Genomic DNA, 21,560 nt, shown 5'->3' on the forward strand with positions numbered 1-21,560 from the left:
GGTGCAAGTCGTGGTGCTTGCGCTTGCATCGGAGTCTAACCAGCCGCTTGGCGGGCGGAGGTAACGAAGGGATGCGCAAATGTCACAGGCTGGTGACATTTGTCGGAAGGCTCTGTCAGTCGTGGCTACGGGGCAGGCTCAAGGTCACGCGCAAACCGCCTTCACGCAGGTTGCGCAAGCTCACTTCGCCGCCGTGGCTGTGGGCAATATTGCGCGCGATACCCAGGCCCAGACCGTAGCCCTGCTGCTGCCCGGCCAGGCGAAAATGCGGCTCGAACACCTGCTCCAGACGCTGCTCGGGCACGCCCGGCCCCTCATCGTCGACCTGCAAGACAAACCCTGACTCACTGTCGAGCACCCGTAAGTGCGCACGCTCACCGTATTTCAGGGCGTTGTCGATCAGGTTGCCCATGCAGCGCCGCAGTGCCAGCGGCTTGCCCGGATACGGCGCCAGCGCCCTACCCTCAAGCGTCACCCGGCCACTGGCCAGGTACGGCTCGACCAGGCAATCGAGGGCATGGTTGAGATCAACGGGTTCGATGTTTTCGTGGATGTCGGTGTCTTTGACGCATTGCAACGCGCCTTTGACCAGCATCTCCAGCTCATCCAGATCACGACTGAACTTCAACTGTTGTTGCTCGTCTTCAAGCAATTCAACACGCAGGCGCAGACGGGTAATCGGCGTGCGCAAGTCATGGGAGATGGCGCTGAACAACTGGCTGCGCTCGGTCAGGTATCGGCTGATACGCTCACGCATGCTGTTGAACGCCCGGCCGACTTCAACCACCTCACTGCCGCCACCTTCCAGCACCGGCTCGACCTCAGCGCCGAGCGACATCTCCCGCGCGGCACGTGCCAAACGCTTGAGCGGACGGCTCTGCCAGTGCACCAGCAAACCGATGAACAGCAGCAGGAAAAAGCTGGTGAGGCCAATGAACCAGATCTGCTGACGAGGCAAGCCTTCATCTTCGAGGCTGGTATAGGGCTCGGGCATCAGCGAGGCGATATACAGCCATTCACCCTCAGCCAGACGGATCTGGGTGACCAGTATCGGTGGATTGACCGGTTCCAGGGTCAAGGCGTAGTGCGCCCAGGAACGCGGCAGCTCATCGAGCTTCAGACCACTGTTGAAAATCCGCAGGTCTTGCGGGCTGACGAATTCAAGGGAGATGTCCATCTGCGCCCCCAGGCGCTGGCGCAGCACTTCATCTACCGCGCTGATTACCGCCTGCTTGCGCGGTGTAGCCGGCAGCGTCTGCATGTCCAACGGTTTGTCGTTGAGCGACACCACAAAACGTGTGCCGCCCATACTGCGCAATTGGTCGAGGACCATCGGCCGGTAAGCCAGCGGCAGTGAGCGGAAGTAACTGACACTGGCACTCATCGAATGCGCCAGGCTGCGGGCGCTGGCGACCAGGCCCTCCATCTGGCTGGCGCGCAACTGCGACAGCCAGATCAAGCTCGACAACCCTTGGGCCAGCAGCACCACCAACAGCGTCAACAGCAGCATCCGCCCCAGCAACGAGCGCGGCAGCGGCAGGCGCCAACGCCCTTCAGTGCGCGGGCGCAACACTGGCCGCCAACAGGTAGCCACTGCCGCGCACGGTGCGGATCAGCCGCGGCGGTTTTTGCGTATCACGCAGGCGTTGACGCAAGCGGCTGACCGCCATATCGACGATGCGATCCAGCGGCATCGGCTCGCGCCCGCGGGTGGCGTTGCCGATGGTGTCGCGGTCGAGAATCTGCTGCGGGTGATCGAGGAACAACTTGAGCAAGGCGAAATCGGCACCGGACAGAATCACCTCTTCACCATCGCGATGAAACAAGCGGTGGCTGATGGTATCCAGGCGCCACTCATCGAAGGCCAGCACATCACCGCCGTTGCGCTCCTGACCAAAGCCGGCACGGCGCAACAGCGCCTTGATACGCGCCTGCAATTCACGCGGGCTGAAGGGTTTGCCCAGGTAATCATCGGCGCCCAGCTCCAGGCCGATGACCCGGTCGGCCTCATCGGAACTGGCGGTGAGCATGATGATCGGCACCTGAGACTGTTGCGGGTGCTGACGCAGCCAGCGGCACAGGCTGAAACCGTCTTCATCGGGGAGCATGACATCCAGAATCACCAGATCGTACTCAGCGTGCTGCAGTGCCTGGCGAAAGCCCTGGCCGTCAGCCACGGCCTGCACACTGAAGCCGGCACGGCTGAGGTAGGTTTGCAGCAGTTCGCGGATGTCCTGATCGTCGTCGACCAGCAGTATCGACTTGCTCACAGCTCGGTTCCTTGTAGGAGCGGGCTTGCCCCGCGATCGCGGTGTGTCAGTTATATCGCATCGCGGGGCAAGCCCGCTCCCACCGACTGCTGCAATGCCACGCCAGCACCGAGCAGACCGGAAAACTCGGCGGTCACCAGCCACACCGGCACCTCGTTGAAGTAGCCGCTCATGCAGCCTTTCTCAGCGAAACTGCGGGCAAACCCGCTGCGCAGAAACAGCTCGGCGAAACGCGGAATGATGCCGCCAACAATGTAAACGCCACCACGGCCGCCAAGGGTCAACACGTTATTGCCGGCCACGCGCCCGAGAAAACAACAGAACTGCTCGATAACCGCCAGGGCCACAGGCTCACCTGCCAACGCTGCCTCGGTAATCGCAGCCGGGGTTTGCAGGGTTGCACTGTAGCCGTCCAGGGCGCAGATCGCCTGGTACAAACGTAACAAGCCGCCACCGCTGAGCACGGTTTCGGCACTGACATGCCCGGTGTCGTTGGCGATGTGCTGGCGGATCTGCGCCTCGCGGGCATTGCCCACCGGCAGGTCGACATGGCCACCTTCGCCTGGCAGGGCGAGCCAGCGGCCATCGTCCAATCCCAACAGGGTCCCCACCCCCAACCCGGTTCCAGGGCCGATCACCACTGCCGGGCGCCCGGCTTGCGCCGTGCCCTGGCAAACCGTGCGGTACTCATGTGCCTGCAGGCGAGTCATGCCCAGGGCCATGGCGGTAAAGTCATTGATCAGCAACAACTGCTCGACCTGCAAGCTCTGGCAGAACGCCTGACGACTGAGGCGCCAATGGTTGTTGGTAAAGCGAAACTCATCGCCACTGACCGGGCCGGCCACCGCCAGGCAAACTGCACCCTGGTCACCTTTGCTCAACCCCTGCGCCTGCAGGTAAGCACCGATGGCCTGCTCCGGGCTGGTGTAATCCGCCGTGGCATATACCTGCACCGCATGCATCTGGTTGTTTTCCCAGAGCGCAAAGCGCGCGTTGGTGCCGCCGATATCACCGACCAGGGCGCGCTTCATTTCAGCGTTTCCAGGGCCGACGTGAAGGCGCTGGCGCCCTGCTCTGCCGGGCTCAGGGCCATGCGCATGAAGCCGAACAGCTCACGCCCGCAGCCCAGATCGCTGCCGCCTGGCGCCGCCGCATTAGCCCGATCGGCCCATTCAACGGCATCGACTTGCACCGTCAGGGTGCCAGCAACCCCGTCGACGCGAACAATGTCGCCGTCGCGCACGCGCGCCAGCGGGCCGCCGTCGAAGGCTTCCGGGCAGACATGAATGGCCGCCGGGATTTTCCCCGAAGCCCCCGACATACGCCCATCGGTAACCAGCGCGACTTTGAAGCCGCGGTCTTGCAACACGCCGAGGAACGGGGTCATCTTGTGCAGCTCCGGCATGCCGTTGCAACGCGGGCCCTGGAAGCGCATCACCGCAACAAAATCACGCTCCAGCTCACCGGCCTGGAACGCATCGGCCAGGGCTTGCTGGTCATGGAATACCCGCGCCGGTGCTTCCACCACCTGGTGCTCAGGGGCGACCGCCGAGACTTTCATGACGCCACGGCCGAGGTTGCCTTCCATCACCCGCAGCCCGCCTTCCGGAGAGAATGGCCGGGCCACCGGGCGCAAGATCGCTTCGTCCAGGCTCGCTTGCGGCCCTTGGCGCCAGACCAGCTTGCCGTCCTGCAAGAACGGCTCCTCGGTGTAGCGGCGCAAGCCATGGCCGGCCACGGTGTTGACGTCTTCATGCAGCAGCCCGGCATCGAGCAACTCGCGAATCAGGAAGGCCATGCCGCCGGCCGCCTGGAAATGGTTGATGTCGGCTTTGCCGTTCGGGTAAACGTGCGACAGGGTCGGCACCACTTCCGAGAGGTCAGCCATGTCTTGCCAGGTTAGTTGGATACCGGCGGCCTGGGCAATCGCCGGCATGTGCAGGGTGTGGTTGGTCGAACCGCCGGTGGCGTGCAGGGCAACGATGGAGTTGACCAGCGCCTTCTCGTCGACGATTTCGCCCAGCGGCATGAAGTCGCCGCTGGCCTTGGTCATCCGCGTGACCTGCTGCGCCGCCTCGACGGTAAGCGCATCGCGCAGCGGCGTGTACGGGTTGACGAACGATGCCCCCGGCAAGTGCAGGCCCATCACTTCCATCAACAGTTGGTTGGTGTTGGCGGTGCCGTAAAAGGTGCAGGTACCCGGGCTGTGGTACGACTTCATTTCCGATTCCAGCAACTCTTCGCGGCTGGCCTTGCCCTCGGCATAGCGCTGACGCACATCGGCCTTTTCCTTGTTGGAAATGCCTGAAGGCATCGGCCCGCCGGGGACGAAAATGGTGGGCAAGTGACCGAAGCGCAGTGCGCCCATCAACAGGCCCGGAACGATCTTGTCGCAAATTCCCAACATCAGCGCCGCATCGAACATGTTGTGCGACAGGGCAATGGCCGTGGACATGGCGATCACTTCGCGGCTGGCAATCCCCAGCTCCATGCCCGGCTCACCTTGGGTGACGCCATCGCACATGGCCGGTACACCACCGGCAAACTGCCCCACCGAACCGATGTCACGCAGCGCCTGTTTAATCTGTTCGGGGTAATGCTGGTAAGGCTGGTGGGCCGAGAGCATGTCGTTGTAGGAAGACACGATAGCGACATTGGCCGCATTCATCATGCGCAGGCTGTTCTTGTCCTGGGTGCCACATCCAGCGACACCGTGGGCGAAGTTGGCACATTGCAGCTTGGCCCGCATCGGCCCGTCACTGGCTGCCCCGCGAATCAACTGCAAGTAGCGCTCACGGGTGGGACGGCTGCGAGCGATCAGCCGTTGGGTGACCTCAAGAATGCGCGGATGCATGTACTGAACTCCAGGCTATCGGTGGTTGCGACCTCTGCGGCGGTTTCCCTAATCAGCATTCGCCACCTAGGCTCAAAGGCAGGGGTGGCTGCTGGGGGAGGAACAGCTTGGCCGATCGCTCGTTGTAGATTAAATAAAATACTGCCAGTAAAAAGGCTTGTTTTCTATTTTTTTACGAATAATCTTGTAATTCCAACAACAAAATCAGATTCAGTGAAGCAGTAGCTCATTTTTTTGGGCTTCACCCGGTCTGCCAGAGGTAGCTCTATGACCCTTCGTATCGCAATCAATGGCTTTGGCCGCATTGGCCGCAACATCCTTCGCGCACTCTATACCCAAGGCTACCGCCAGGACCTGCAGGTCGTCGCCATCAACGACCTGGGCGACAGCGCCATCAATGCCCACTTGCTCAAGTACGACAGCGTGCATGGCATCTTCGCGGCCAGTGTCGAGTCCGACCATGAAAGCCTGACCGTCAATGGCGACCGCATTGCCGTCAGCGCCATTCGCAACCCGGCCGAGCTGCCGTGGAAAGCCGAAGCCATCGATGTGGTATTTGAATGCACCGGGCATTTCACCGACAGGGCCAAAGCTGCCGCCCATCTTACTGCCGGGGCGCGTAAAGTCATTATCTCGGCACCGGCCAAAGGTGCCGATGCGACCGTTGTGTATGGGGTCAACCACGACATTCTGCGCCCTTCGCACCAGATCATTTCCAGCGCCTCTTGCACCACCAACTGCCTGGCGCCACTGGCTCAGGTACTGCACCGCGAGCTGGGTATCGAGCAGGGCCTGATGACCACCATTCATGCCTATACCAATGACCAGAGCCTGACCGATGTGGCCCACAGCGACCCGTTCCGCGCCCGCTCGGCCACCCAGTCGATGATCCCGAGCAAAACCGGTGCTGCCGAAGCGGTAGGCCTGGTGCTGCCGGAGCTGGCGGGCAAACTCACCGGCATGGCCGTGCGCGTACCGGTGATCAACGTGTCGCTGGTCGACCTGACCGTCAACCTCAAGCGCGACACCAGTGTCGAAGAGGTCAACAACCTGTTCAAAGAAGCCAGCCGCCACTCCAAAGTGCTGGGTTACAACAGCCTGCCGCTGGTGTCGTGCGACTTCAATCACAACCCGCTGTCGTCGATTTTCGACGCCAACCACACCCGCAGTAACGGGCGGATGCTCAAAGTGCTGGCCTGGTATGACAACGAATGGGGCTTCTCCAATCGCATGCTGGATAACTGCCTGGCGCTGTTTAACGCGGTGTAATGCTGTGGGAGCGGGCTTGCCCCGCGAAGCGATGTGACTGATACACCGCAATCGCGGGGCAAGCCCGCTCCTACATGCACACAAGCACCTACACTTGACCAATGCGTTTATGATAAGCATTATCATTCGCTTCGTATTGCTCAGGTACCGCTGTGAGCCAGTCCCAGTTCAACACTGTTTTCCTCGCTCAGCGGGTCAGCCTGCTGCGTACTTTGCAGCGCATGGTGGATAACCCCAGCACTGCCGAGGACCTGTTGCAAGAGACTTACCTGCGCGTAACCCGGGCGCTGGGCGAACGGCCGATCGAGCATCTGGAGCCGTTCGTGTTCCAGACCGCCCGCAACCTGGCGCTCGACCACTTGCGCGCACGCCGGGCGCAATCGCGCAACCTGGTTGACGATGTGCCCGAGCAGGTTCTGCACAACGTCGCCGCACCCACCAGTAGCGCCGAAGACGCCGCCCATGCCGAACAATTGCTCCAGCGCCTGAGCGTCAGCCTCGGGCAACTGACCGCCCGCCAGCAGCGAATCTTTATCCTCAGCCGTCTGCACGGCGCCAGTTACCTGGAGATTGCCGAACAGCTAAATGTTTCCGCCAGCACGGTTCAGAAGGAACTGAAACTGATCATGGCCATCTGTGTCGGCGTTGCCAGTCGTCTGAACCGCGATTGACCTTGGCTTGCCACACACGCCGATACGCTTGATCATAATTAGAATTACAAGACCACCCAGGATCTACCGTGACCGATAGCGCCCCTCATCGCCCTTCGCCGCCAGATTCGGCTGCCTGCGACAGTGCCATGGACCAGGCGCTGGACTGGCTGATCCGCCTGCAATGCGCCAGCGCCGAAGACACCCAGGCATTCGAAGCCTGGCTGGAAGCCGACCCTGCCAACGCCCAAGCCTATGTTGAAGCCGAAGCCCTGTGGCAAGGCGACAGCGTCCGTCAGGCTGCCAGCCAGATGGCCCAGAGCTACCGCCCTTCACGCCTGGCGCGTTTACGCCCGCACTGGAAGCCGTTGGCCGCTGCGGCGGTGCTGCTGATTGGCGTGTTCACCGTCGGCAACCTGCCCATGCGCCTGCAGGCCGATCACCTGACCGTGGTCGGTGAGCGCCAGCGCCTGCAACTTGAGGACGGCTCCAAAGTACTGCTCAACACCAACTCAGCATTCTCCAGCGACATCAAGGCCGGCCAGCGCGTCGCCCGTTTGTATCAGGGCGAAGCCTTCTTTGAAGTGGCCGCAGGGCTCGGCCAACCCCTTGAACTGCAAGCCGGGCCGCTGCGCGCCAGCGTTCGCGACAGCGACTTTGCCGTGCGTTACCTCGATGGCGAGGCTCAGGTGCGTGTGCAACGTGGCGACATCGACCTTCAAGCCAGCAGCGACCAACGCATTCGCCTGTCCAGCGGCGACAGCATCCGGGTCGGACCCAATGGCTTTGGTCAACGTGAACGCGTCGATACGCAAAAAGACCTGGCCTGGGTCCAAGGCCGGCTGATTTTCGAGAACTGCCCGTTGAGCCAGGTCATCGCCGAACTGCGCCGCTACTACCCGGGGCTGATCATCTCCCGCAACGAGCGTCTGGAGCAGGTGGCGGTCACTGGTAACTACCGCCTGGACCAACCCGTGGAAACCTTGCGCTCGCTGGCCCACATCACCTCGGCGCAACTGCATGAGTTCCCGGCCGTGGTGATTTTGAACTGACTGGAAAGTATTTTTACGCGATGCCCTGAAGCGATTCGTCTCGTTATAGCCAATGCAACTGATTCTTATTTTTGAGATCGGTCAGCACCTATAACATTCGCGCGACAGGGAGCGCTTTCGATGTCCACTGGTTTCACTCGTCGGTCTTCAGACACCTCACGTACGCCTGGCCTGCAACGTTGCACGCTCTCCCTGTTGACCCTGGCCATGCTGGCCAGCGGCGCTTGCAGCCTGCCTGCACTGGCCGCCGAACCCGCCCAGGCCAGCGCTGCACGCAGCGGCGACTACCGCTTTGCGATCGGCCAGCAGCCGCTGGTGTCGGCGCTCAATGCCTTTACCGCCGTCACTGGCTGGCAGGTCGGGCTGCCGGCCGAACTGGCCGAAGGCGTTGCCTCGCCAGGCGTGCAAGGTTCGCTGAAAGCAGAAGTCGCCTTGCAGCGCCTGCTGGTTGGCACCGGTTTGAACTTCCGCACCCTCAGTGCCGGCAACGTAGTGCTCGAACGCAGCAACTCCAACGCCATCGCCCTGCAACAGATCACGGTCAGTGCCACCCGTAGCGCCCAGGACATCAGCCAGGTGCCCAGCACGGTAACCGTGCACACCCGCGAACAACTCGACCGGCAGAACGTCAACAGCATCAAGGATCTGGTGCGCTACGAGCCCGGTGTATCGGTGAGCGGCACCGGCCAGCGCAGCGGTCTGAATGGTTACAACATTCGCGGTATCGACGGTGAGCGGATTCTCACCCAGATCGACGGTGTCTCTGTACCGGATGGCTTTTTCAACGGCCCTTACGCCCAGACCCAGCGCAACTACGTCGACCCGGAAATCGTCAAGCGCGTAGAAATCCTCCGTGGCCCGGCTTCGGTGCTGTACGGCAGCAACGCTATCGGCGGTGCGGTGAGTTACTTCACCCTCGACCCCGAAGACATCATCAAGCCCGGCCAGGACGTTGGCGCGCGCCTGAAGACCGGCTACAGCTCGGCCGATGAAAGCTGGCTGACCTCCGGCACCGTCGCGGGCCGACACGGCGAGTTCGATGGCTTGCTGCACCTGAGCCAGCGCAACGGTCACGAAACCGAATCCTATTACGGCAGCAACAATGGCATTGGCCTGGACCGCACCGGTGCCAACCCACAGGATGTACGCACCACCAACGTCCTGGCCAAGCTGGGCTGGGATTACGCCGACGATGCGCGCCTGGCGTTGACCTACGAGAACTACAAGGACGACCGCGACAGCAATCAGAAAAGTGCCATCGGCGGTCCGTTCGGCAATGGTCGTCCGCTAGGCATGTACCAATCGCGTACCGGCAATGAGACCGTCACCCGTGAACGCTTCGGCATTGCCCATGAGTTTGCCGTGGACAGTCTGGTTGCCGACAACATCAAGTGGAGCCTGAACTACCAGATCGGCAAGACCGAGCAGAGCACCGAGGAGCACTTCGTCCCCTTCGTCCGTGATGTGCTGCGTACCCGAAACACCACCTACAAGGATCGCCAGTGGGTGTTCGATGCGCAACTGGACAAAGGCTTCGCGGTGGGAGAAACCGAGCATCTGCTGACCTACGGCACCACCCTTAAACAACAGAAAGTCACCGGTGCACGCAGCGGACAAGGCACCTGCCTGGCCCGCGGCGTCAACTGTGCCGCGGCAGGTGCGCCGAGCCCTGATGACTTGCTGCTCAAGTCCAGCGACTTCCCGGACCCGACCATCAACACCTACAGCCTGTTCGCCCAGGACGAAATCCGCTGGAACCAATGGACCTTCCTGCCCGGCGTGCGCTACGACTACACCCAGCTCAAGCCGCACCTGACCGAAGAGTTTCTGCGCACGGTCAACCCGGCTAACAGCTATGGCACCAACGATGAGGAAAAAACCTGGCATCGCCTGTCGCCCAAACTCGGTGTGACCTACGCCTTCAACGACAACTACACCTGGTACGGCCAGTACGCCGAAGGCTTCCGCACACCGACTGCCAAAGCGCTGTACGGGCGCTTCGAAAACCTCTCCACCGGGTACGTTGTCGAACCCAACCCGGACCTTGAGCCGGAGAAAAGCAAAAGCTACGAAACTGGCCTGCGCGGCAACTTCGACGCGGGGAACTTCGATGTCGCAGTGTTCTATAACAAGTACCGCGACTTCATTGATGAAGACGCCATCGCACCGGGCTCGCTGTCGAGCGTGTTCCAGACCAACAACATCAAACACGCCACCATCAAGGGTGTGGAGTTCAAGGGGCGCTTGAACCTCGATCACTTCGGTGCCGCTCAAGGCCTCTACACCCAGGGCTCGGTGGCCTACGCCTATGGCCGTAACGACGACAATGGCCAGCCGCTCAACAGCGTCAACCCGCTGACTGGCGTGTTGGGCCTGGGCTACGAGCAGGACCGCTATGGCGCCTTGCTGAGCTGGACCCTGGTCAAACACAAAGACCGTGTCGACGACAACGCCTTCAACGCGCCGGACGGTACCAGCAGCCAGTTCAAGACCCCAGGCTATGGCGTGCTTGACCTGGCCGGTTTCTACAAAGTCACCGATGACGTCACTATCAACGCTGGCCTGTACAACCTGACTGACAAGAAATACTGGCAGTGGGACGACGTGCGCGGCTACGACGGTGTCGGCGAAGCTGGCGCGGTCAACCCGGCCAACCTCGATCGCTTGACCATGCCGGGGCGTAATTTCGCCATCAATCTGGTGTGGGATATCTAAACGCTTCGCGGGGCAAGCCCGCTCCCACCAATCCGGTAGGAACGGGCTTGCCCCGCGATGAGGTGAGGATTTTTTACTGTCGTACGTCTTCTCGTTCGTCTAGTCACTAGGCACGCCCATTTCGCAAGGAATCACCATGACCGCCGCTACCCCTACCGAACGCGCCAGCCTGCGTTCGCAACGCCTCAACCAGCTGACCCATGCCCCGCATACCGAGCTGGACGCCCTGGTCAAATCCCACGCGCCGTTCGAAACCCGCGAAAGCTTCGCGCGCTTCGTGGTTGCCCAGTACCTGTTCCAGAACGAACTCAAAGCGCTGTACACCCAGCCAGAGCTGATTGCCATCGTCCCTGACCTGGCTGAGCGCTGCCGTGCCGAACAGGCCGGCCTCGACCTCGCTGACCTGAACACCGAGATTCCCGGCGACTTCCCTGGTGCCGTGCAGAACCCGAGCCTGGGTGAGGCCATGGGCTGGATCTTCGTTTCCGAAGGCTCCAAGCTTGGCGCCGCGTTCCTGATCAAGCGTGCCGTGGTACTGGGCCTGTCCGACAGCTTCGGTGCCCGTCACCTGGGTGAACCAGCCGGTGGCCGTGCCGAGGGCTGGAAACAGTTCACCCGCATCCTCGACAGCCTGGAACTGAGCCCTGAGGAAGAAGCCAAAGCCGAACAAGGCGCCGTAGCAGCCTTCGAGCGCTTCACCGAATTGCTCAAACACGCTTACGCGACTGCGCCTAAAGCCGAATTGGCCTGATGCGTCACACCCGGTTACCCTCGTGGTAACCGGGCCTCACCCGTGCAATCGACGACCTCATGACCCGTCCCGCAGCTTCAAAAATCTCCCGCCTGCTGTATGGCCTTCTGGCCTATGTCAGCTTGGCCATCGGCCTGGTCGCAATCGTCGTGCCTGGCTTGCCAACCACCGAATTCATTCTGCTCGCCGCCTGGGCCGCCACACGCAGCTCACCGCGCCTGAGCGCCTGGCTGGAAAACCACCGACTGTTCGGCCCGATTCTGCATAACTGGCGCAATGGCAAGGTAATCCAGCGTCGCGCCAAACTCAGCGCCACGGTCAGCATGGTGCTCTGCGCCAGCCTGATGCTGGTGTTTCTTGAGCACCGCTGGCCGGTGTTTCTCGCCATTACCGGCATGACCCTGGGCAACCTGTGGATCTGGTCACGCCCAGAAGCCCCGCCCTTGAGCACCAGCGACCGCTCGTCAGTCCGTACTCATGGTTAACGCTATAACGCCGATGACCTGTTATCGCTAAATGGATGTGGCGAAGCGAACCGCCCTGGTTCGCTCTACCTCTGGCCAGTCCTTTAGCGAGTACGTGCACCATGTTCGACACGCTTTCCATCCGCCTTAAAATCGTTCTGCTTTCCGGCTTCTGCCTGCTCGGCGTGGTTGCCCTGGTGGTCGGTATCAACCTGTATCAGTCGAACCAGAGCGATGAGCTGGTGGGTGAAGCCAGTACCAGCATGCTCACCCGCAACGTTCAGGCCCAGCTGCAAGCCCGAGCGGGTGAGAAAGCCGAAATGCTGCGCCGCGCCTTCAGCAGCAACGAGGCCGTCATCACTGCCCTTGCTGACCAAGTCAGTGATCTCCAGCAACTGGCCAGCACGCACGCCTTGAGTGGTGGCGACCTGCGCGACGCGATCAACCAGAGCCTGGCTACCACCTTCAAACGCAACCCGAACGTGCTGGGCATCTGGATGGCATTCGAACCCGGCGCACTGAACGCCGACGACGCAGCCTTCGCCAACGATGCCAAGCACATGAGCAACGAAAGTGGCCGCTTCGCCAGCTACTGGAGCCGTGCCCAAGGTGCCGCCTTGAACACGGTGATCAGTGACGCAGACCTGACCAAGACCGATATCAACCTCAGCGGCACACCTTACAACGTCTGGTACACCTGCTCGCTGCACAGCGCACGCTCTTGCTTGCTCGAACCCTACGCCGACACCGTCGGCGGCAAGCAAATGTTGATGACCAGCATCACCTTGCCGCTGTTGCGCAACGGCAAGGTGATTGCCGTGACCGGCGTCGACATCTCCCTCGACACCTTGCAGGCCGCAGCCAGCAAAGCCCAGCAGTCGCTGTTCGACGGCGCCGGGCACTTGATGATCGTATCCCCCAGCGGGCTGTTGGCCGCCAACAGTGATGACGCCAGCAAGGTCGGCAAGAACATCGCTCAGACCCTCGGTGCCGAAGGTCAACAGGCGGTGCAGAAACTGGCGGGCAACCAGCCGGTCATCCTTGAGCAAGGCGAATCCATCCGCGCCGTCACCCCCGTGCAGCCGGTTACTGACAGCAAAGCGTGGGGCATTGTTATCGACCTGCCCAAGCAGGTGTTGCTGGCCGATGCCATCAGCCTGCAAAACACCCTTGAGCAAGCACGCACCAGCGGGACTATTAAAGTCGTGCTGTTCGCCGCGCTGGCAGGCCTGGGCGGCCTGCTGTTGATGTGGATGACCGCCACCGGCGTCACCCGCCCACTGAATAACGTAGCGAAAATGCTTGAGGACATTGCCAGCGGCGATGGCGACCTGACCCAACGTCTGCGCTACGCCCGTCAGGATGAACTGGGCCGCCTGACGTCAGGCTTCAACCGCTTCCTCGACAAACTGCAGCCGACCATTGCCCAGATCAAGCAAAGCATCACCCAGGCCCGCAGCACCGCCGATCAGTCCTCAGCCATTGCCCAGCGCACCAGCGAAGGCATGCAGGTGCAGTTCCGCGAAATCGATCAGGTGGCCACGGCCTCCAACGAAATGAGCGCCACCGCCCATGACGTTGCCAACAGCGCCGCCAGTGCCGCAGATGCCGCACGAGGCGCCGATCGTTCAGCCAAAGACGGCATGGCAATCATCGAGCGCAGCACCCGCGACATCACCGTGCTGGCTGAAGAGGTGAGCAAAGCCGTTGGCGAAGTCGAAGTGCTGGCGCAGAACAGCGAAAAGATCGGCTCGGTGCTGGAAGTGATCCGCAGTATCGCCGAACAGACCAACCTGCTGGCCCTCAACGCTGCCATCGAAGCGGCGCGTGCCGGAGAAAGCGGACGCGGCTTTGCCGTGGTGGCTGACGAAGTGCGCAACCTGGCACGCCGTACCCAGGACTCGGTCGAAGAAATCCGTCAGGTGATCGAACGTATCCAGAGCAACACCCGCGAAGTCGTCGCCACCATGCACTCCAGCCACGGCAAGGCCCAGGAGAATGCCGGACAGATCCACCAGGCGGTCGAAGCTCTGGACCGCATCAGTGAAGCGGTTACCGTCATTAGCGACATGAACCTGCAGATTGCCAGTGCTGCTGAGCAGCAAAGCGCCGTGGCTGAAGAGGTGAACCGCAATGTCTCGGCGATTCGTGGCGTCACCGAAACCCTGACTGGCCAGGCTGCTGAGTCGGCGCAGGTGAGCAGTCAGCTCAACACCTTGTCGACCCAGCAAATGGCCTTGATGGATCAGTTCAGGGTCTGACAACTGCAGGAGCACCTGCTTTGCACCATCTGTGGGAGCGGGCTTGCCCCGCGAAGCGATGTGATTGACACATCGCAATCGCGGGGCAAGCCCGCTCCCACAAACAAGTCAGCTTTCACCCTTTATAGGGTCAACAGCCCTGCATACAGGCTGTACGCCGCCACCCCTGCCCCCACCAACACCGCCGCAAAAATTACCTTCTCCCAATGCGTGAACAGGCTCTGACCCTGCTCACGCTTGGCCCGGGCGAACAGGATCACACCTGGTGCATACAGCAGGGCCGACAACAGCAAATACTTCAGCCCGCCGGCATACAGCAGCCACACGGCGTACACCAGGGCAACCCCGGCAATGAACAGGTCTTTGCGCCGCGCCCCGGCCTGGCCTTCATAGCTCTCGCCACGCACTGCCAGCAATACGGCATAGGCCGCCGACCACAAGTACGGCACCAGAATCATCGACGATGCCAGGTAGATCAGGCTGGTGTAAGTGCCCGCCGAAAACAGCGTGATCAGCAAAAACAGCTGAATCATCACGTTGGTCAACCACAGCGCATTGGCGGGCACATGGTTGGCATTTTCTTTGGCCAGAAAGCGCGGCATGGTCTGGTCGCGGGCAGTGGCGAAGAGGATCTCGGCACACAACAACGCCCACGACAACAAGGCCCCCAGCAACGAGATGGCCAAGCCAATGCTGATCAGCAAAGCGCCCCAAGGCCCGACGATATGCTCAAGCACCGAGGCCAATGAAGGGTTCTGCAACGCCGCCAGCTCCGGTTGGGTCATGACCCCCAGCGACAACACGTTGACCAGCACCAGCAAGGCCAGCACGCCAATGAAGCCGATCACCGTGGCCTTGCCGACATCCGAGCGCTTCTGCGCCCGACCTGAGTACACGCTGGCGCCCTCGATACCGATGAACACGAACACCGTCACCAGCATCATGTTGCGCACCTGATCGAGCACGCTGCCGAATTTCGGGTTGCTCAGACCCCAGATGTCGCGGGTGAAGATGTCCGCCCGAAAGGCCACCGCAGCAATGACGATGAACATCACCAGCGGCACGATTTTCGCCACGGTGGTCACCTGGTTGATGAACGCTGCCTCCTTGATGCCACGCAGCACCAAAAAGTGCACAGACCACAGCAGCAACGAAGCGCAGGCTATGGCAATGGGCGTGTTGCCTTCGCCAAACACCGGAAAATAGAAGCCCAGGGTGCTGAACAGCAGCACGAAGTAGCCGACGTTGCCCAGCCAGGCACTGATCCAGTAGCCCCAGGCGGACGAGAAGCCCATGTATTCACCGAATCCAGCCTTGGCGTAGGCATACACCCCGGAATCAAGCTCCGGCTTGCGGTTGGCCAGGGTCTGGAAGACGAAGGCCAGGGCCAACATCCCCACCGCCGTGATGCCCCAGCCGATCAACACCGCTCCTACGTCGGCACGCGCAGCCATGTTCTGCGGCAAGGAGAAAATCCCACCGCCGATCATCGAGCCGACCACCAGCGCGATCAACGCACCCAGGCGCAGTTTTTGTCCAGGTTCGGACATGCAAATCCCCTTTCTGTCTCGTCTTTGTAACCTAAGGTGTACATGCTGAATTAAATATGGATTCAGTCTAGTCGTTTATAAATATTCCGTCTTTAAAACTAAATCGCTCATAACTACGACGTCTATGCCAAACAAACTAAATGGTGAGTTTTGTGCACTACCGCCGTCGCTTCAAGTAAATAAGAAAAAATCTCGTCAAAAATTTGCGAAAGCTGTGAAACGGGCTAGTTTCAAATCTCGCAGGCTGTCAGAGCGAATGCTCTAAACACCATGGAGGTGCCTGTGCACGAGGCTTGCAGCATTGCCGTCGGCATACTCCGGGGGAGCTCTTTCAGTCAAGGACAGCAATGGAATGCTCTATTAACTGACCTGAATCAGCTTATGAAAACGTCGCCGGATTTATTCTGGCGTCATCTCTTCTCCTGATACGGAGTTATTCAATGTCAGACGCTCCCGGAAAACTACGACTCGGTGCGCTGGTAGCACTTGTAGTCGGCTCGATGATCGGCGGCGGGATCTTTTCGCTGCCACAAAACATGGCTGCCAGTGCCGATGTTGGCGCTGTTCTGATCGGTTGGGGAATCACTGCCATCGGCATGCTGACCCTGGCCTTCGTCTTCCAGACCCTGGCTAACCGAAAGCCGGACCTTGACGGTGGGGTATACGCCTACGCCAAGGCCGGATTTGGCGATTACATGGGTTTCTCGTCCGCCTGGGGCTACTGGATCAGTGCCTGGCTGGGCAACGTCGGCTACTTCGTGCTGCTGTTCAGTACCCTGGGCTACTTCTTCCCGATTTTTGGCGAGGGCAACACCCCGGCTGCCATCATCGGCGCCTCGGTATTGCTGTGGGCCGTGCATTTTCTGGTGTTGAGGGGCATCAAGGAAGCGGCCTTCATCAACCTGATCACCACCGTAGCCAAGGTCGTGCCGCTGGCGCTGTTCATCCTCATCGCCCTGTTCGCCTTCAAGCTGGATATCTTCACCGCTGACATCTGGGGCTCGATGAACCCGGACCTGGGCAGCGTGATGAACCAGGTGCGCAACATGATGCTGGTGACGGTGTGGGTGTTCATCGGTATTGAAGGTGCGAGCATCTTCTCGGCCCGCGCAGAAAAACGTTCAGACGTCGGTAAGGCAACAGTCATCGGTTTCATCACCGTGCTGCTGTTCCTGGTCCTGGTCAACGTGCTGTCGCTGGGCATCATGACTCAGCCTGAGCTGGCCAAACTGCAGAACCCATCGATGGCCGCTGTGCTTGAGCACGTGGTTGGCCACTGGGGTGCGGTGCTGATCAGCGTCGGCCTGATCATCTCGCTGCTCGGCGCCCTGCTGTCGTGGGTGCTGCTGTGCGCCGAGATCATGTTCGCCGCCGCCAAAGACCACACCATGCCGGAGTTCCTGCGCCGCGAGAACGCCAACCACGTACCGGCCAACGCCCTGTGGCTGACCAACGCCATGGTGCAGATCTTCCTGATCATCACCCTGTTCTCGGCCAGTACTTACCTGTCGCTGATCTACCTCGCCACCTCGATGATTCTGGTGCCTTACCTGTGGTCGGCAGCCTATGCCTTCCTGCTGGCATGGCGTAGCGAGACTTACGAGCAAGCGCTGGCTGAACGCAAGAAAGACCTGATCATCGGCGGTATCGCCCTGATCTACGCCATCTGGCTGCTGTACGCCGGTGGTGTGAAGTACCTGCTGCTCTCGGCGCTGCTGTATGCCCCTGGCGTGATCCTGTTCGCCAAGGCCAAGCGTGAGGTCGGCCAACCGATTTTTACCAACGTGGAGAAATTGCTATTCGCCGCCGTTGTCATTGGCGCCCTGGTGGCTGCCTATGGCCTGTACGACGGCTTCCTGACTCTGTAACCCCCGTATTCGAAACTTGGAGGAAATGAACATGTCCACGGAAAAAGTTAAGTACGGCGTACATTCTGAAGCCGGCAAACTTCGTAAAGTAATGGTCTGCTCCCCAGGCCTGGCGCACCAGCGCCTGACGCCAAGCAACTGCGACGAGCTGTTGTTTGACGACGTCATCTGGGTCAACCAGGCCAAGCGTGACCACTTCGACTTCGTCACCAAAATGCGTGAACGCGGCATCGAAGTGCTGGAAATGCATAACCTGCTGACTGATATCGTTGCCATTCCCGAAGCGCTCAAATGGATCCTTGACCGCAAACTCACCGATGACACCGTCGGTGTGGGCCTGAAAAACGAAGTCCGCAGCTGGCTCGAAGGCCTTGAGCCACGCCACCTGGCCGAGTTCCTGATCGGCGGTGTAGCCGGTGAAGACCTGCCAGAAAGCGAAGGCTCCGGCGTGATCAAGATGTACCGTGATTACCTGGGCCACTCCAGCTTCCTGCTCGACCCACTGCCAAACACCCAGTTCACTCGTGACACCACTTGCTGGATCTACGGTGGCGTGACGCTGAACCCGATGTACTGGCCAGCGCGACGTCAGGAAACCCTGCTGACCACCGCGATCTACAAGTTCCACCCTGAGTTCACCGGTGCCGACTTCGAAGTCTGGTACGGCGATCCGGACAAGGACCACGGCAAGTCGACCCTGGAAGGCGGCGACGTCATGCCAATCGGCAACGGCGTGGTACTGATCGGCATGGGCGAGCGCACCTCGCGTCAGGCCATCGGCCAACTGGCTCAATCGCTGTTCGCCAAAGGCGCAGTCGAGAAAGTCGTGGTGGCGGGCCTGCCGAAATCTCGCGCCGCGATGCACCTGGACACCGTGTTCAGCTTCTGCGACCGCGACCTGGTCACGGTCTTCCCGGAAGTGGTGAAAGAAATCGTTCCGTTCGTCATCCGTCCAGACGCCAGCAAGCCTTACGGCATGGACGTACGCCGCGAGAACAAAACCTTCATCGAAGTGGTCGCCGACTCCCTCAACCTGAAGAAACTGCGCGTCGTCGAAACCGGCGGCAACAGCTTCGCCGCCGAGCGCGAACAGTGGGACGACGGTAACAACGTGGTGGCCGTGGAGCCTGGTGTGGTCATCGGTTATGACCGCAACACCTACACCAACACCCTGCTGCGCAAAGCCGGTGTCGAGGTCATCACCATCAGTGCTGGCGAACTGGGCCGCGGCCGTGGCGGTGGCCACTGCATGACCTGCCCAATCGTTCGCGACCCTATCGACTACTAAAACGACCATCAACCCGGCCGCGCCTACCCGGTAGCGGCCGGGCCGATCACCGAATCCAAGGAGAGTCATCATGGCGTTCAACATTCACAACCGTAACTTGCTGAGCCTGGAACACCACACCACCCGCGAGTTGCGTTACCTGCTGGACCTGTCCCGCGACCTGAAACGCGCCAAGTACACCGGCACCGAGCAGCAACACCTCAAAGGCAACAACATCGCGCTGATCTTCGAGAAAACCTCGACCCGCACCCGATGCGCCTTCGAAGTGGCCGCCTACGACCAGGGCGCCAACGTCACCTACATCGACCCCAACTCCTCGCAGATCGGCCACAAAGAAAGCATGAAGGACACCGCACGTGTTCTGGGCCGCATGTACGACGCCATCGAGTACCGTGGCTTCAAACAGGAAATCGTCGAAGAACTGGCCAAGTTTGCCGGTGTTCCCGTGTTCAACGGCCTGACCGATGAATACCACCCAACCCAGATGATCGCCGACGTGCTGACCATGCGTGAGCACAGCGACAAGCCACTGCACGACATCAGCTACGCCTACCTGGGCGATGCCCGCAACAACATGGGTAACTCGCTGCTGCTGATCGGCGCCAAGCTCGGTATGGACGTACGCATCTGCGCCCCTAAAGCCCTGTGGCCGCATGACGATCTGGTCGAGCGCTGCAAGAAATACGCGGAAGAAAGCGGTGCGCGCATCACCCTCACCGAAGATCCGAAAGCGGCAGTCAAAGGCGTCGACTTCATCCACACCGACGTCTGGGTGTCGATGGGCGAGCCGGTTGAAGCCTGGGCCGAGCGTATCCAGCAACTGCTGCCTTACCAGGTCAACGCCGAGCTGATGAAGGCTACCGGCAACCCACGTACCAAGTTCATGCACTGCCTGCCAGCGTTCCACAACTCCGACACCAAGGTCGGCAAACAGATCGCTGAACAGTATCCAAATCTGAAGAACGGCATCGAAGTCACCGACGACGTCTTCGAATCGCCAGCCTGCATCGCCTTTGAGCAAGCGGAAAACCGCATGCACACCATCAAGGCAATCCTGGTCTCCACCCTGGCCGACCTGTAATCCGTAGGAGCGGGCTTGCCCCGCGAATGCGATGTGTCAGTGACATCGCATCGCGGGGCAAGCCCGCTCCTACAAGCACTTTTCTCAGAAGGAATTTCATCATGCGTATCGTTGTTGCATTGGGCGGTAACGCCCTGCTGCGCCGTGGCGAACCCATGACTGCAGAGAATCAACGCGCCAATATCCGTATTGCCGCCGAACAGATCGCCAAGGTCCATCCGGGCAATGAGCTGGTCATTGCCCACGGTAACGGCCCACAGGTTGGCCTGCTGTCGCTGCAGGCGCAGTCCTATAAGCCGGACGAAGCCTATCCGCTGGACGTTCTCGGGGCAGAAACCGAGGGCATGATCGGCTACATCATCGAGCAAGAACTGGGCAACCTGCTGGCCTTCGAAGTGCCGTTCGCCACCCTGCTGACCCAGGTTGAAGTGGATGGCAACGACCCGGCATTCAAAGACCCGACCAAGTTCATCGGCCCGGTGTACAGCAAAGAGGAAGCCGATCGCCTGGCCAAGGAAAAAGGCTGGGTGGTCAAGGCCGACGGCGACAAGTTCCGCCGTGTGGTAGCCAGCCCGAGACCCAAGCGCATCTTCGAGATTCGTCCGATCAAGTGGCTGCTGGAAAACAAAACCGTCGTGATCTGTGCAGGCGGTGGCGGCATTCCAACCAAGTACGACGCAACCGGCAAGGTGCTCAGTGGCGTCGAGGCGGTCATCGACAAAGACCTCTGCTCGTCATTGCTGGCTCAGCAGCTGGAGTCTGATCTGCTGGTTATCGCCACCGACGTCAATGCCGCGTACATCGACTGGGGCAAACCTACTCAGAAGGCGGTCGCCGAGGCGCATCCCGATGAGCTGGAACGGCTTGGTTTCGCTGCCGGCTCCATGGGCCCGAAAGTCCAGGCGGCCTGCGAGTTTGCCCGTAATACCGGCAAGGTTGCAGTGATCGGTTCGTTGTCTGATATCGAAGACATTGTCAAAGGTACTGCCGGCACCCGTGTCAGCACGGCCAAGCCTGGAATAAGCTACCGTTGATGCAGTTGGGCGGATCTCGGGTCCGCCCGTTTCAACCTTCCAGAGGACTACACCATGGCAACCTTTACCCCTGGTCATCTACACATCGAACGCCATGCATTGAACACGGCCGATGTGAGTTATGACATCAGCCTCGATTATGAGGTCGCCTCAGACCCGAGCAAAGGCAAAGGCATCCAGTTCAAGATGCATGGATCGATTCAAGGCAAAGCCATGGACGAACCGTTTTTCCTGCCCAAGGAAGAAGCCTACAACTTCGCCCGCAATGTGACGCAGATTGCTGAGAAATACGGCATTCCCAAGCACTTGAGCAATATCGGCTCGGTGCACAAGCACTACGATCTGATGTTCGAAGATATCCGCGAAAAACTGAACATGAAATCAGGCGACCCGGTTGACCTGAAAGATTTCGAGTAGCCTCAAAGGCCTCATCGCCGGGCAAGCCCGCTCCCA

Annotated in this window: 17 protein-coding genes and 1 pseudogene; 13 read left to right on the plus strand and 5 right to left on the minus strand. The window is 60.4% G+C overall.

What is annotated here, in order from left to right:
- Nucleotides 1-115: 115 nt before the first annotated feature.
- The 4 genes from ACVWSC_RS23205 to edd are packed head-to-tail and all read right to left on the minus strand — an operon-like array spanning nucleotide 116 to nucleotide 5,124.
- Nucleotides 116-1,510 carry an ATP-binding protein gene (locus ACVWSC_RS23205; protein WP_442114360.1) on the minus strand — a complete coding sequence of 465 codons (1,395 nt, stop codon included), beginning with the start codon at nucleotides 1,508-1,510 and terminating at the stop codon, nucleotides 116-118.
- A 43-nt stretch (nucleotides 1,511-1,553) separates the two neighbouring features.
- Complete coding sequence (locus ACVWSC_RS23210; RefSeq protein WP_442109382.1) at nucleotides 1,554-2,270, minus strand: response regulator; 717 nt, start codon at nucleotides 2,268-2,270, stop codon at nucleotides 1,554-1,556.
- Between the two features lie 50 nt (nucleotides 2,271-2,320).
- Complete coding sequence (locus tag ACVWSC_RS23215) at nucleotides 2,321-3,301, minus strand: glucokinase (protein WP_442109383.1); 981 nt, start codon at nucleotides 3,299-3,301, stop codon at nucleotides 2,321-2,323.
- Entirely contained in the window at nucleotides 3,298-5,124 is a 1,827-nt protein-coding gene (gene edd, locus ACVWSC_RS23220) for a phosphogluconate dehydratase (RefSeq protein ID WP_442109384.1), read from the minus strand. The genes ACVWSC_RS23215 and edd overlap by 4 nt, the downstream gene beginning before the upstream one ends.
- A 267-nt stretch (nucleotides 5,125-5,391) precedes the next feature.
- On the opposite strand from edd, the gene gap reads away from it, so the two are divergent.
- The 8 genes and pseudogenes from gap (at nucleotide 5,392) to ACVWSC_RS23260 (ending at nucleotide 14,286) form a co-directional block, all read left to right on the plus strand.
- Nucleotides 5,392-6,393, plus strand: a complete 1,002-nt coding sequence (gene gap / locus ACVWSC_RS23225; protein ID WP_442109385.1) for a type I glyceraldehyde-3-phosphate dehydrogenase — start codon at nucleotides 5,392-5,394, stop codon at nucleotides 6,391-6,393.
- 152 nt (nucleotides 6,394-6,545) lie between these two features.
- The gene (locus tag ACVWSC_RS23230) at nucleotides 6,546-7,064 is read left to right on the plus strand and encodes an RNA polymerase sigma factor (RefSeq protein WP_442109386.1); all 519 of its coding nucleotides are present in this window, start codon (nucleotides 6,546-6,548) and stop codon (nucleotides 7,062-7,064) included.
- 68 nt (nucleotides 7,065-7,132) lie between these two features.
- Nucleotides 7,133-8,095, plus strand: coding sequence for a FecR family protein (locus tag ACVWSC_RS23235; RefSeq protein ID WP_442109387.1), 963 nt, complete (start codon nucleotides 7,133-7,135; stop codon nucleotides 8,093-8,095).
- A 120-nt stretch (nucleotides 8,096-8,215) separates the two neighbouring features.
- On the plus strand, nucleotides 8,216-10,810 hold the full coding sequence (locus tag ACVWSC_RS23240; protein ID WP_442109388.1) for a TonB-dependent receptor: 2,595 nt from the start codon (nucleotides 8,216-8,218) through the stop codon (nucleotides 10,808-10,810).
- Between the two features lie 136 nt (nucleotides 10,811-10,946).
- Nucleotides 10,947-11,561, plus strand: a complete 615-nt coding sequence (locus ACVWSC_RS23245) for a biliverdin-producing heme oxygenase (protein ID WP_442109389.1) — start codon at nucleotides 10,947-10,949, stop codon at nucleotides 11,559-11,561.
- 59 nt (nucleotides 11,562-11,620) lie between these two features.
- A complete protein-coding gene (locus tag ACVWSC_RS23250; RefSeq protein ID WP_442109390.1) occupies nucleotides 11,621-12,046 on the plus strand; it encodes a YbaN family protein in 426 nt (141 codons plus the stop codon).
- Between the two features lie 299 nt (nucleotides 12,047-12,345).
- Nucleotides 12,346-13,428, plus strand: a pseudogene (locus ACVWSC_RS23255) (methyl-accepting chemotaxis protein); the annotation flags it as partial.
- 102 nt (nucleotides 13,429-13,530) lie between these two features.
- Nucleotides 13,531-14,286: a methyl-accepting chemotaxis protein gene (locus tag ACVWSC_RS23260; RefSeq protein ID WP_442114361.1), complete on the plus strand. Its 756-nt coding sequence runs from the start codon at nucleotides 13,531-13,533 to the stop codon at nucleotides 14,284-14,286.
- A gap of 122 nt (nucleotides 14,287-14,408) precedes the next feature.
- Here ACVWSC_RS23260 and arcD (ACVWSC_RS23265) read toward each other — a convergent pair whose 3' ends face one another.
- Nucleotides 14,409-15,836: an arginine-ornithine antiporter gene (arcD, locus tag ACVWSC_RS23265; RefSeq protein ID WP_442109391.1), complete on the minus strand. Its 1,428-nt coding sequence runs from the start codon at nucleotides 15,834-15,836 to the stop codon at nucleotides 14,409-14,411.
- A gap of 440 nt (nucleotides 15,837-16,276) precedes the next feature.
- Between arcD (ACVWSC_RS23265) and arcD (ACVWSC_RS23270) the strand changes: the two genes are divergently transcribed.
- The 5 genes from arcD (ACVWSC_RS23270) to ACVWSC_RS23290 all read left to right on the plus strand — a co-directional run bounded on the left by arcD (ACVWSC_RS23270) (nucleotide 16,277) and on the right by ACVWSC_RS23290 (nucleotide 21,524).
- The gene (gene arcD / locus ACVWSC_RS23270; protein WP_133217027.1) at nucleotides 16,277-17,704 is read left to right on the plus strand and encodes an arginine-ornithine antiporter; all 1,428 of its coding nucleotides are present in this window, start codon (nucleotides 16,277-16,279) and stop codon (nucleotides 17,702-17,704) included.
- A 31-nt stretch (nucleotides 17,705-17,735) separates the two neighbouring features.
- The gene (gene arcA, locus ACVWSC_RS23275) at nucleotides 17,736-18,992 is read left to right on the plus strand and encodes an arginine deiminase (RefSeq protein WP_442109392.1); all 1,257 of its coding nucleotides are present in this window, start codon (nucleotides 17,736-17,738) and stop codon (nucleotides 18,990-18,992) included.
- Between the two features lie 70 nt (nucleotides 18,993-19,062).
- Entirely contained in the window at nucleotides 19,063-20,073 is a 1,011-nt protein-coding gene (locus ACVWSC_RS23280; RefSeq protein WP_442109393.1) for an ornithine carbamoyltransferase, read from the plus strand.
- 101 nt (nucleotides 20,074-20,174) lie between these two features.
- Entirely contained in the window at nucleotides 20,175-21,107 is a 933-nt protein-coding gene (arcC, locus tag ACVWSC_RS23285; RefSeq protein WP_442109394.1) for a carbamate kinase, read from the plus strand.
- Nucleotides 21,108-21,161: 54 nt separating this feature from the next.
- The gene (locus ACVWSC_RS23290) at nucleotides 21,162-21,524 is read left to right on the plus strand and encodes a DUF5064 family protein (RefSeq protein WP_442109395.1); all 363 of its coding nucleotides are present in this window, start codon (nucleotides 21,162-21,164) and stop codon (nucleotides 21,522-21,524) included.
- The last annotated feature ends 36 nt before the right edge of the window (nucleotides 21,525-21,560 follow it).

Source organism: Pseudomonas sp. NUPR-002, assembly GCF_056322725.1.

Coding starts and splice junctions, on each gene's coding strand:
- ACVWSC_RS23280 (WP_442109393.1), top strand. CDS start 19,063: ATGGCGTTCAACATTCACAACCGTAACTTGCTGAGCCTGGAACACCAC.
- ACVWSC_RS23245 (WP_442109389.1), top strand. CDS start 10,947: ATGACCGCCGCTACCCCTACCGAACGCGCCAGCCTGCGTTCGCAACGC.
- ACVWSC_RS23290 (WP_442109395.1), top strand. CDS start 21,162: ATGGCAACCTTTACCCCTGGTCATCTACACATCGAACGCCATGCATTG.
- edd (WP_442109384.1), bottom strand. CDS start 5,124: ATGCATCCGCGCATTCTTGAGGTCACCCAACGGCTGATCGCTCGCAGC.
- arcD (WP_133217027.1), top strand. CDS start 16,277: ATGTCAGACGCTCCCGGAAAACTACGACTCGGTGCGCTGGTAGCACTT.
- arcD (WP_442109391.1), bottom strand. CDS start 15,836: ATGTCCGAACCTGGACAAAAACTGCGCCTGGGTGCGTTGATCGCGCTG.
- ACVWSC_RS23240 (WP_442109388.1), top strand. CDS start 8,216: ATGTCCACTGGTTTCACTCGTCGGTCTTCAGACACCTCACGTACGCCT.
- ACVWSC_RS23260 (WP_442114361.1), top strand. CDS start 13,531: ATGCAGGTGCAGTTCCGCGAAATCGATCAGGTGGCCACGGCCTCCAAC.
- gap (WP_442109385.1), top strand. CDS start 5,392: ATGACCCTTCGTATCGCAATCAATGGCTTTGGCCGCATTGGCCGCAAC.
- arcA (WP_442109392.1), top strand. CDS start 17,736: ATGTCCACGGAAAAAGTTAAGTACGGCGTACATTCTGAAGCCGGCAAA.
- ACVWSC_RS23215 (WP_442109383.1), bottom strand. CDS start 3,301: ATGAAGCGCGCCCTGGTCGGTGATATCGGCGGCACCAACGCGCGCTTT.
- arcC (WP_442109394.1), top strand. CDS start 20,175: ATGCGTATCGTTGTTGCATTGGGCGGTAACGCCCTGCTGCGCCGTGGC.
- ACVWSC_RS23250 (WP_442109390.1), top strand. CDS start 11,621: ATGACCCGTCCCGCAGCTTCAAAAATCTCCCGCCTGCTGTATGGCCTT.
- ACVWSC_RS23205 (WP_442114360.1), bottom strand. CDS start 1,510: ATGCTGCTGTTGACGCTGTTGGTGGTGCTGCTGGCCCAAGGGTTGTCG.